The 10,172-nt window shown below is 36.8% G+C and carries 10 protein-coding genes; all 10 read right to left on the bottom strand.

Annotation, left to right across the window (positions count from 1 at the left end; all coding sequences use genetic code 11):
• Positions 1 to 280 precede the first annotated feature (280 nt).
• The 10 genes from ACYQ21_RS13230 to ACYQ21_RS13275 are packed head-to-tail and all read right to left on the bottom strand — an operon-like array spanning position 281 to position 9,862.
• Positions 281 to 844 (bottom strand): hypothetical protein, encoded by a 564-nt coding sequence (locus ACYQ21_RS13230; RefSeq protein WP_460058947.1) that lies wholly within the window; start codon positions 842 to 844, stop codon positions 281 to 283.
• A gap of 26 nt (positions 845 to 870) precedes the next feature.
• Entirely contained in the window at positions 871 to 2,160 is a 1,290-nt protein-coding gene (locus tag ACYQ21_RS13235) for a hypothetical protein (RefSeq protein WP_460058948.1), read from the bottom strand.
• Positions 2,151 to 2,495 carry a hypothetical protein gene (locus ACYQ21_RS13240; protein WP_460058949.1) on the bottom strand — a complete coding sequence of 115 codons (345 nt, stop codon included), beginning with the start codon at positions 2,493 to 2,495 and terminating at the stop codon, positions 2,151 to 2,153. Before ACYQ21_RS13240 ends, ACYQ21_RS13235 begins: the two co-directional genes overlap by 10 nt.
• 2 nt (positions 2,496 to 2,497) lie before the next feature.
• On the bottom strand, positions 2,498 to 2,782 hold the full coding sequence (locus tag ACYQ21_RS13245; RefSeq protein ID WP_460058951.1) for a hypothetical protein: 285 nt from the start codon (positions 2,780 to 2,782) through the stop codon (positions 2,498 to 2,500).
• A 3-nt stretch (positions 2,783 to 2,785) separates the two neighbouring features.
• Positions 2,786 to 3,274 carry a DUF4176 domain-containing protein gene (locus ACYQ21_RS13250; protein ID WP_460058952.1) on the bottom strand — a complete coding sequence of 163 codons (489 nt, stop codon included), beginning with the start codon at positions 3,272 to 3,274 and terminating at the stop codon, positions 2,786 to 2,788.
• A gap of 4 nt (positions 3,275 to 3,278) precedes the next feature.
• Positions 3,279 to 7,724 (bottom strand): type VII secretion protein EssC, encoded by a 4,446-nt coding sequence (gene essC, locus ACYQ21_RS13255; protein WP_460058954.1) that lies wholly within the window; start codon positions 7,722 to 7,724, stop codon positions 3,279 to 3,281.
• 4 nt (positions 7,725 to 7,728) lie between these two features.
• Complete coding sequence (essB, locus tag ACYQ21_RS13260; RefSeq protein WP_460058956.1) at positions 7,729 to 8,844, bottom strand: type VII secretion protein EssB; 1,116 nt, start codon at positions 8,842 to 8,844, stop codon at positions 7,729 to 7,731.
• On the bottom strand, positions 8,841 to 9,095 hold the full coding sequence (locus tag ACYQ21_RS13265; RefSeq protein ID WP_460058957.1) for an EsaB/YukD family protein: 255 nt from the start codon (positions 9,093 to 9,095) through the stop codon (positions 8,841 to 8,843). Before ACYQ21_RS13265 ends, essB begins: the two co-directional genes overlap by 4 nt.
• Positions 9,088 to 9,528, bottom strand: coding sequence for a type VII secretion protein EssA (gene essA, locus ACYQ21_RS13270; RefSeq protein WP_460058959.1), 441 nt, complete (start codon positions 9,526 to 9,528; stop codon positions 9,088 to 9,090). Before essA ends, ACYQ21_RS13265 begins: the two co-directional genes overlap by 8 nt.
• Positions 9,529 to 9,571: 43 nt before the next feature.
• Complete coding sequence (locus ACYQ21_RS13275; protein WP_094785467.1) at positions 9,572 to 9,862, bottom strand: WXG100 family type VII secretion target; 291 nt, start codon at positions 9,860 to 9,862, stop codon at positions 9,572 to 9,574.
• Positions 9,863 to 10,172: the final 310 nt, after the last annotated feature.

Below are 10,172 nucleotides of genomic sequence, written 5' to 3' on the forward strand. Positions count from 1 at the left end.
TTAGCTTTTGAATATTCACCTCCTTTTTTTTGTGTTCCAACAATTTCAAAATTTTCAATATAAGTAGTTTGATTTCTAAAATCAAATTTTACAGATTTATTCTCAGAAATTATTCCTAAATCCAGAGATAATTTTTTCATCCGAATACACTCCCTAGGGACTTACCAAATCCTGAAAATATCTCTCCTGCTTTATTTTTCAAACTATTAGCACCTTTTGAGATATTTTTAGCAGTCCTATCTACTTCCCTGCTTCCTCACTTTTCAACCCAGTCCAATATTTAAACATCAAAAACACCTGCTTTTAACTGTTGCTTTAGTATTTTTCTCGCTTTCAATCTCCTTTTAGGATATACAGTATCATGCAATAAAGTTATACCAAAGGTTGTAACAATTAACATAATAAAATCTTTTCCTTTTAATATCCCTTGAGATAATAAAATTATAGAGACGATAATTAAACCAAAATACAAAAATATTTCTGTTAATCTTAATATCCAAAATTCTTTTCCTTTTGAAAGAATTTGAAGAATTTCCTCTTTCTCTATTTTTCTATACTCTTTTCTGTCTATAAAATTTGTAAGCATTAATTGTATTAAGATTTTTCCTAATACAATACCAACACTATATGCAATTACCAAACTCATTAACACAGGGAGAACAAAAAATTTATCTATGATAATCCCAATAATGGTAGCACCTACCAATAAGAGTCTACTCAACCAAAACGTTACACTCCTAGAATAGACAATCTCTTTATTAAATGAAGGACTTCTAAAATGTTGAATATATGGAGTGTTTTTCAAGAAATCAAAGTATATTCCTGAATTTTCTGTAACTTTCATAAGAGTAACAATTTTAGCTTTATTCCTCACGCAAACACACTTCCTAAAGACTTGCCAAATCCTGCAAATATATCTCCAGCCTTATTTTTTAAACTATTAACACCTTTTGAGATATTTTTAGCAGTCTTATCTACAAATTTTCCTGCTTCTCCACTTTCAACCCAGTCATAAGCTTTATTTCCTAAATATCCAACTGCTCCTCCGATAGCTGCACCCGCTACTGTACCAATTACAGTACCAAATATAGGAATAGGAATTGCCGTTCCAATCGCTCCTCCAATATAAGCACCCACTTCTGAACCAGCTACTCCTATTGCCGTATGAGCTGCTGTATTCTTCAAAGCTCTACCATTGTCATTATACTTAGACATCTGTTCATCATAGTCTAAACCGATATCTAGTGCTGTTCCGATAACGCCCGCTACTTTTAATACTTTACTTTTGCCAACACCTTTCCCAATATCAACTAAGTCATCACCCAATTGTTTGGCTGCTCTAGCCCTAAGAGCTGTTCTAGAAAGCGTTTTGTTATTTGATAAGGCACCTTTTCTTAGCCCTGCAATTCTATATCCTCTCCCAGCTTGTTTAAGTGCTGTTGATATTGTTCCCTGAGAAAGTACAGATTTCGCAATTTCTTTAGGCAAACCACCACTTCTTGCAAGGTCTTTAAACTTTTTAAAGTCTTTATTATTATTGAACTTTAAGATATAATTTCCAGCAGTATCAATCGTAATCGCAGCCATAATCTGCAATATAGTTTTAAACTCATCTAAGCTATCGCTAAACAACCCATTCACATGACTATTGAATTCATGCAGTCTCTTGAGCTTATCTTGCACTTTTTGGATATCATCTGCCGTCGTACCCATATAACTTGAAAGTTGACTCTGAAAATTTGAATACATGAGATTCATCTCTGCATTTTCAGGGTAGAGGTAGGACTGCATCCGATAAAAATTGATTTGTGATGCCATAGATGATTGTTGTGCTCTTAATAACTCCAACTGCTGATTTAGTTTATCTTCATCGAGCAACTCACCACCTGCTGCCCCAGCATAGCCTTCATACTGACTGAGTTTTGTTCTCAGTTGCTCAAGTGTCGATGTCGCTTTAGAAATCGTTGGTATAACTAATTCTGTAAACAAGCCTTTTCCTGCCGTATAAGCTGCGCCAGACAAAGCACGACCATTCACTGCATCTACCAAATGCCTACTTGCACTATTCAAATCATCAATCATGCTTTGAGCTGTCGTAATGTTACTATGTAACGCATTGACCAGACCCTCGGACTCTGACGGACTATAGACTAATCCCATGATAGTTGGTTCCTTTCTTTTTGGAGTTGTTCTCGCTCATCTTCCATAAGGGTGTGTTCTTTTCGATATTGAGTAGACACTTCTTCTTGTTGTTGCGCAAGTAAATTGCTTACATATCGTCTTTTTTGTTCCATTTCACTAAATGAAGTTTGTCCTTCATTTAACGCTTCTTCAATGTCTTGAAGTTCTCGAAATGTTTGGTTCATCTGATTTGTGAAATCTTCAATGCTTCTTTCTGTTTGGCGTTGTTCCTGATGAGATTCTTCGATGGCTCTTTCTTTATCCAAAATTTGAATATCATATTCATAACGTTTTTCTGAGTTTTTATCTTTCATTGTTAATCAAACCCCAGATCCATTTCTGTAAAACTAATACTATCTTGTTTGTCTCGTTGTTCAATGACCCGAGCTAGTTGTGGAAATTTATCTGCTTTTGCTTTGACAGAAGATTGCAATTTCGATAAATCTTCTACCACATGATTAGAGACTTCTACTGCTTGTTTCATCCCTGCGATATTACTTTTACTTAAATCAAAATGCTGTCCTTTTTGTTTACCCAAATTATTAAATTTGGCAACTGCACCTTGTGCCGAACCTACATCTGAACGGATTGCTCTTGGCATTTTCTATTCCTCTACTTTCTTTCTAAATTTGTAAAACGGATCTCTTCTCAGTTGTTCTTTTTCATATGCCAAACGTTTTGCTTCATCTCGTTCGGCTTGTTCCTGAGCAAGTAATTCAGCCTTTTTATTCTCTTCCTCATCTTCAGAAGCCTGATTAGTAGAAATCTTGGTAGTGGTTGTATTCTCACTAGAAACGGTTTGACTCAAATTGCCAAGTAACTCTTCAAGAAACTGATCATCTTTTATATCTACGTATCCTTCAACATGAATTTTCGTAATTTGATTATCAGTAACAATTAAAATGTTATCTTTTTGTTTGGGGACATCTCCAAAAGGATGTGGTGCAAGCATATAACGAAGAACAGTGGCATCGTTGCTATTTTTACCAACCGCACGTGCAATCACAACATATTTTGTATCCTTTAAAGCGTCCATGTCTTCTACTTCGACCATTGAACCAAGACCTAAAAATTTTAATTCTTCTATTGCCAACTCTCTACTCCTCTTTTTCTACAGGAATGACGATATGTGATAATTCTTCATCCCTTACACAATGTAAAACATTTGGATTCACTTTTTCATTTTTAATTGCTGCCGGTAAGTTTTCAATGAAATGTTGCGCACTGAGTTCACCGCCAAATAAGATAACCTGAACATTTTCTCTTGTCACAACAGTTGGCATAGCAAAGTTATTACCAACATTTGTCACATAATCCATAAAAATAAATTGTTTTTGGTCTGAATTTTGTTCAATTATATCAATGAATTGTGCTTGTTGATTTCCTAATTTAGATAAAATGTCTGCCAATCCATTAAAAATAATAATGCTTTGTTTATCCAAATCATTTGCTTCAATTAAGAGACTTATTGCTTCTTTCATATCGTCTAATTGATTTGTTATTTTTTCTTTCGAGATATAGATAGAAACTTCATTTTCAAACTGCTCTAAACTTTTCAAAGCATCAATTAGAATAACTTGTTTTTCTTGTCGAAGTATTTCTTTAAATACAAAAGGTGCTAATAAATGAAGCTGTTTTTTATTCGCTGGAAAAATCCCAATACTATCACCAGTAAACAAGTCAAAACTCTCTACTGCTGAATCTGCTTTATTTAGACCAATGTAGAATTTATTATCCTCTTTTTCAGTCACTACAGTATTGAATTGTGTAGCTGTCAATAGTTCAGGAACCATCGGAATCTTCGCAGGTCTCACACCTGTCCAGTTTTCGTCAAGGGTCGAAACTTCCTTCTCAAGATTCTCCAGTATCTCCGTACTGTTGTCTCCCTCAACAGGCAAATAAAATTGAATCGCCCTTGGCACATCCACCATGACCTGTCCGCGACCGACTTTGGCTTCTTGAAGGACTTTCTCACGTCCCATGATAGTGGTGATTTCACTTTCTTCATTGAGATATAAAGCCATTTTAGTTGAAATCGCACTCATCATGTTCATGCGAACCGCACCGGTTCGACTGGCTGTAAAGACAAGATACACACCTAGACTAGCACCATCACGCAACACTTGTAAAAGTAAGTTATCAATACTTTCCTTACGTTTGTCATTTTGACTTAAGCCATCATAATTATCCAAGATATTGACAAGGATTGGTAGAGACTCTCTCGTCTTAGACTCATACTGTTCAAGACTCGCAACACCTGCAGTCTTAAATTGTTTTTTACGAGCTGCGAGTGTTTCAGCGATGCCATCTAACAATTTTTGAAGTTTTTCTTCTTCTTCAAGTGTCACAATATCAGCCACGTGGGGCAAGTCTTTGAGCGGTAATAAACCATTGTTCCCAAAGTCCAGTAGGTTCATCTGGACTTGTTCCGGCGTGTTTACTTTCGCCAAATTCAAAGCCAGCGTTTGAAGAACAGTCGATTTACCATAGCCACTACTCGCAAAGATAACGGTATTACCATGTTTGGTAAGATCAAAATCATAGTTCTCTTGTGTTTGATCACTTGGTATATCCAGTAAACCTAATGGCACTTTGAGGTGACGTTTCCCCTCAGTTTCAACTTGTGGTGTCGCTATATTTTCTCCCAAGTTTGGCAACCATGGTTTATCTGGTAAGGCATAATTTGTTTGTTCAAAGGTCTTATCAATCTCTGAAATCACCTTTTCCAACTGCGTCTCTAAATCACTTGTATCCTTACCTTGTTTGACCTCTTCGCCCGGATCGTAAACCAATTCGTACTGTCCAAGGTCGTTGATTTTATAGATGCGTTCATCGACGATTTCTTCTTGACTAGCTTCTGGATCATAAGGGACGCCCGCATAGCCACTTTGGAATAGTTCATAAACTTCATTTTCTCCGACCTTGAGATACCCACGCCCGGGATTAGTAATATGTGCCGCATCAGGCGTTTTCAGTAACTCATTTGAATCCTGTACTCCTGCCATTTTGAGGGCAATTTTTGATCTAGAATTGGCTTCGATTTGGTCATTGACGACACCACTTGGTTTTTGGGTCGCTAAGATTAAGTGAACACCTAAACTACGCCCAATACGTGCTACTGATGTTAATTCATCTAGGAATTCAGGTACATTTGATTTCAATTCTGCGAATTCATCCGAAACCAATACCAAATGTGGCAAGGGTTTAGTTGGATAGTTGACGTCTTCTTTCGGTGTTAGGCGCTCTTTATAAAGCGACATATAGCCATTGATATTATTAACCCCAAACTTGGCAAATTCTCGTTGGCGTTTAGCTAACTCCGCCTTGATACTTGCGAGTGCTCGTGCTGTACCCGCACCATCAAGGTTGGTAATCGCACCCATAAAATGAGGTAACTTATCTAAGGTATTGGCAATACCGCCACCCTTCCAGTCGATAATCAACATCCCAATATCTTCTGGCGAGAAGTTAATCGCAAGACCGATAAGATAAGTGGTTAAAAATTCAGATTTCCCTGAACCAGTCGTCCCACCGACCAATGCGTGTGGACCATGCGCACGCTCGTGTAAATCCCAGTAGGCATAGTCTGATTTTCCTCGCCAGCCAATCAGTGACTTAATTGACTTATTTGGTTGCGCAGCTTGCCAACGTTGCGAAATCTCAAGTTCTTCGACCGTCTTCACTTCGTATTGTTCAAGAAGTGACAGGCTATCTGGCACGGCATTTTTCTCTACTTCCAAATGATTTAAGTTTGAGAGCCTACGCACACTATATTCCAAGTTTTCAGGTAATACATAAGGTTTGAACGTTTCATTCACAAACTCACTGTTTTCATTCACGAGTCGCCCTTCTTGTTCATTAGGTAGGTCAATCAAGGTCGTTACTGTTTCAGGCAACAACTTTGTATTTTCCTTACACCAAATCACTGTAACGCCTAACTCGCTCATATCCTCAGCTAAAAGTTCATTGATGCCATGTCCTGCAAGGTAAGTATCATCTTGAATCGTAAAAATATAATGTGGCGAGAATTGAGGTTTCTCTTTTCCAGCCTCATTCACTGCTTGTTTACGTTTCATCAAGAGTTGATAGAAAGCATTCAGGACGACATCACGTAGTTTTTCATTATAGATAAGCCCACGCATATTCACTTCACTCAATTTAAAGTGAGGCAATAAACGCCATGGTTTCCATGTTTCTTTATAGGCTTCTTTTGACACCAAACTGATGAAATTCACATCTTGATAAGAATGGAAAAACGCCGTCTGAAATAACAAGGCTTGAACCGTGTCTTTCAAAACTTCATCTGTACCAACCAATCCAATCGTCGCATCCGTTAATGTTATCGGTGTCGCAACATCCCGTTGTATCGTGTACCGTTCTTGAAGATTTCGCAAATGCGCTGCATCTTCACTTAAATCTTTAGCATCTGCCCCAATCTCAACTTTAAGTTTCGATGGTCGTTCACTTAAGCCAATCGAAACCTCTAAGAAATCTTTGTTATGACGTTGACGCTCATAAATCCTCGCATCATAATTAGCCACCATTTCCGTAAGCTCTAATGGTGTAGGCTGCTGGTACCCCAAAATCTTCTTTTCTGCTTCATAAGCTGTCCCTAGCTGACTCACTTCGTTTAATAAATAAACTTGATAATCAGATGCCTGTTCTTTTTCTTCGTTTTTCTTTTCTTTTTTATCTGTGACATACTGAGAAACCGTAACTCCCGCAGTCATCAGACTCATGCCACCCATACCTAACATCATCACTGGATTACGACCGCTCAACACCGTTGTAACCCCTGTCATCGCAAGCATTCCCAAAGGTGGTAATAACATTTTCATCAGACCATTTTTATCTTTAGAATTGTCCTTTGTTAGGGCATCAAGTTTAAAAGTTTGTTTCGATACTTCTAAATTTAACCGAGGACTTCTACGATAGTCTGGAAAATCTTTTGGATATAGATCATTTCTTGGGACTTTTAATAACTTGTCTCGATTAAAAATAACAGCATCTGAAAAACTCGTCACTTTCCATTGATCTTGACGTTTTTCTAGATAAAATGATGGTGTCAAAACAGTCATACCATCTTCTATTGCGATAATGGTTGTTTTTTCAACCAAGCGATCATTAAGATAAACTGTTTCGCCTTGTGATTTGACCGTCATATTTTGCTCATGAAGAATGAGAAGGGAATCGTCTGCTACTTGAACACCACTGTTTTCTGACTTACCAAAAATAAAATCTTTCGTTTCATTGCGAATAAAGTAACTGGTTTCAGCATTTTCTCGTGATACAATGAAAAATAACTGTCCCGCTACCTCCTGCTTGCCTATGCCCGTTTTTGAACCATTTATAAAAACGTTATCATTGACAATACTAAACTTGTACTTTTCTGTATTGAAAAAAGGTTGGGAAGTCGTCAAAGTGACTTTGTCTAATTTTTCATTGAGCAAAAAAATGACAAATACTACTTCATCTGGATTTAACCGTTCATCTAATGAGAAATGATGTTGCTTTTGTTCCTCATTTGTTTCAAATAGTGTCATATCATCAATTTCCTAACTTTTTCGTTAAATCCTCAATCTGCTTCCTATATTCTTGCAGGCGTTTTTGTTTCTTGTCCCCTGCCATAGTCGTATTGAGTTTTGTGGCTTGATACAGATCCGTGTAGGCAAGGAGTGTTAATTGATCATCTCCTAAGTTTTGTGCTAAATTCAAGGCTTCATCAAAGTTTCCTCTACCCATATTGACCCAGTAATTAAGGGTATTATTGTCTGTTTTGATAGACAAAGTATTTAAAATCGTTTGTTTTTGTGCGCTAGTTAAATCAGCCAAATTCACTGATGAAACAGCAAGGATATATTTTGCGGATTTCGGTAAATCTGCAGGTTTGTATTTTTCTAAATCCGTTTGTGTTTTAGCATAATTATTTGTGATGAAACTCGTTTGAGCTGTCACGATTGCATCGGATTTATCACTGCTTGTTTTATAGCGATAACAAAAAAATGTCATGATAATTGCAAAGACTAGCGCAATCACGCCGAGTACACGATAAACTGTAAAGCCAATTTTTGAAACAAGTCGTTTTGATTGATTAATTTTCGCTTTTTCTACTGTTAATTCTGTATTCAAAAAGGAAAAAAGTTCTTCTAAATTCTCAGCAGCAAGGAGTTGTCTTGAAAAAGAATCTTTCAAACTTGGTAAGCCTTCTAAGCATTTTTCATACGTTACTTTTGACTGAAAGATAGACAAAATCAGGGCTTTAACCTCTTTTAAAAATAAAGCTACATCTTCTACTTGCGGTGCAACTAATCCTTTTAAGCCAAAATGAATAATTTTTAGCTTTTCACCTTCAAAATAGAGATTTTCAGGATGTATAAATGGTATCTGATAATCTCCCTTGATGTCCTGAAGTGGTCTTAACAAATTTGCCAACTCTAATTTTTCTAATTGTGTTTTGGTCTGATTAGATGCTTGAGAAAACGATAAAAGTCCCTCTTGTAGGGTATAGCATAATTGCACACCTTGATCTGTTTGTTTCGCAACAACATACTGGTTGATTTCTTCTAATTCTGATACCTTAACTTGTGTTTTTTCTAAGTTGACAAGCATGCTTTGTTTTTGTTTCTCAAACTCAAGCGTGTCTGCTCCGTTAAATAGTCTCATTGCGATTCTCCACCTTCTCCTATAACAATTTCAATTCTTTCGCCATTTCCAATACCAAAATCGCTTAACCAATCTGAATCTTGTAAACGGACTGTTTTACCTTGAATTTTTAAAAGGATATTTTCTGGTAAGGCATTTCCATGTTCCCAAAATAGCGCACGTAATAGTGAACGTAAGCGACCAAAGGGCACTTTCTTCGGAATAACGATATCCATCTCATCGTTTTGCATGACTAAAGTAATTTCAAACACGTTTTCTTCTCCGTTTTTTCTTTGCACAGCTATTACCAATTAGAATACCTAACAACATCAAAAAGATACCACCAACACCACCTAGCATATAAAAATTCATTCCATTTTTTTCGTTACTATTTTCCACCCCTGTTATAACCTGAGGTTGATAATCCTGAAATAAATTTTTTGTCGCAGGCTTCATATCGAGGCTATGCGTGCTCTTTTCTTCAAACTTTATCGTTTGTTTTTGTTTCGCTAATTGCGCTTGGCTTTCTTTAAATTTTTGATTCTGCTCTTCTAACTCGCCAGAAAACAACTGTCCACGTATAGGAAATTCTCCACTTCCGCCGACACCAGCCCCATTATTTATCAAAACATCTGTGTTCAACTTAAGCTTACCATCTGCATTTCCTTTTACAGCTGGAAAAGAAAACGCAAAAACACCAACCATTAGCGTACAAATACACAAAAAGCGCCTTGATAGGCGCCCATGTTTAAAAACCAAAGCTCTGTGCATCTTGTGCATCACGCTCAGCGACCGTATCTGCATATTTGTTTAGCTGTTGATTGATGCTTTCTAATAAATCTTCGAACTTCTTAACGTTTTGATAAAGTTCATTGTACTGCTCAAGGTATGCTTGGAAGGCTTGACCTTTCCATTCTTCCGCAATCGTTGAATTCATTTGGTTGACTTGTTGGATTGCTTGCTCAATTTGTTCTTTTGAACGAATGTAGACTTGTGCTTGTTGTTTTAGCTCTTCTGGTGTTACACTAATTTGTGCCATGTTATATTCCTCGTTTCCATTAGCTATTTAGGGTTAGCAGTTGTGTGATATCACACAACTGCTTTCATTGTATCAAAGATTATATTCATTTTCAAGATATTTTGTAAAATAACACGACAAACGCATGAAATAAATAATTCCCTAGTATCTCTATTTATGTTAAAGTAAAAGAAAAGCTATTACGGGAGTTCATGATGTACGAAATCTACGCGTATTTAGAAAGCGTCACAGATCCGCGCCAAGCAATAAAAGTAAAACATAAACTTAGTGATATTTTGTTACTCGTGCTGCTCGGTACACTAGTTGAGGC

It is taken from the genome of Pseudolactococcus yaeyamensis (assembly GCF_054658615.1).

What these genes read in the sequence shown, in the direction of transcription:
- ACYQ21_RS13230 (WP_460058947.1), bottom strand. Translation starts at nt 844, where the DNA reads ATGAAAGTTACAGAAAATTCAGGAATATACTTTGATTTCTTGAAAAAC.
- ACYQ21_RS13235 (WP_460058948.1), bottom strand. Translation starts at nt 2,160, where the DNA reads ATGGGATTAGTCTATAGTCCGTCAGAGTCCGAGGGTCTGGTCAATGCG.
- ACYQ21_RS13240 (WP_460058949.1), bottom strand. Translation starts at nt 2,495, where the DNA reads ATGAAAGATAAAAACTCAGAAAAACGTTATGAATATGATATTCAAATT.
- ACYQ21_RS13245 (WP_460058951.1), bottom strand. Translation starts at nt 2,782, where the DNA reads ATGCCAAGAGCAATCCGTTCAGATGTAGGTTCGGCACAAGGTGCAGTT.
- essC (WP_460058954.1), bottom strand. Translation starts at nt 7,724, where the DNA reads ATGACACTATTTGAAACAAATGAGGAACAAAAGCAACATCATTTCTCA.
- essB (WP_460058956.1), bottom strand. Translation starts at nt 8,844, where the DNA reads ATGAGACTATTTAACGGAGCAGACACGCTTGAGTTTGAGAAACAAAAA.
- essA (WP_460058959.1), bottom strand. Translation starts at nt 9,528, where the DNA reads ATGGTTGGTGTTTTTGCGTTTTCTTTTCCAGCTGTAAAAGGAAATGCA.
- ACYQ21_RS13275 (WP_094785467.1), bottom strand. Translation starts at nt 9,862, where the DNA reads ATGGCACAAATTAGTGTAACACCAGAAGAGCTAAAACAACAAGCACAA.